Raw genomic sequence first — 532 nt, 5'->3', positions numbered from 1 at the left:
GCCGGCATCGGCGCGGCGGCCCACCATGGCGGCCAGCCGCGTCAGCCGCTTGGCGTGGCCCTGGGTCAGGGCCAGGCTGGCGCGGGCGGCAATGGCTTCGTGCCAGACGCCGAGCAGGGCCACCAGCGCATCGGTGCGGGCCAGATCATAATTGGCGCGGGCACCGCTTTCAGCAGCGCGGCCGGCGCGGATGCGCGACGATGTTGCCCCCCAGTCAACCAGCAGCTGACTGATCGAGCCGATGGCATCGGTGCGGCGGCGCGGCACCAGGCTTTCGAACTGGGTGGAGGGGCGCTGGAAATCGCGGGTGATGGTGTCGGCGGTGTTCACGTCCACGCCCAGGACGGGGAACAGCCGGCTGCGTGCCTGCTGGGTCTGGGCGCCGGCGATGGTGACGCCTTCGCGGCCTTCGCCAACCGACGGCAAGGCATCGGCGGCGGCGCGCAGCCGCACCGGCAGATCCATGATCGGGCGGGCGGTGAGGCGGTCGAGCCAGGCCTGATCAGCGGCAGCCAGCGGCGGCGCCGGCGCC

The 532-nt window shown here is 73.3% G+C and carries 1 protein-coding gene; it reads right to left on the bottom strand.

All coding sequences use genetic code 11. The features are described 5' to 3' along the window. A partial coding sequence (locus GJ693_RS16660; protein ID WP_156257302.1) for a TolC family protein occupies positions 1-532 on the bottom strand: 532 nt, incomplete at both ends.

The sequence above is a fragment of the Sandarakinorhabdus oryzae genome (assembly GCF_009733735.1).
GTDB classification, from domain to species: domain Bacteria; phylum Pseudomonadota; class Alphaproteobacteria; order Sphingomonadales; family Sphingomonadaceae; genus Sandarakinorhabdus; species Sandarakinorhabdus oryzae.
Note: the sequence above shows the minus strand (reverse complement) of the source record. Positions and strands in the feature narration are given on the sequence as shown.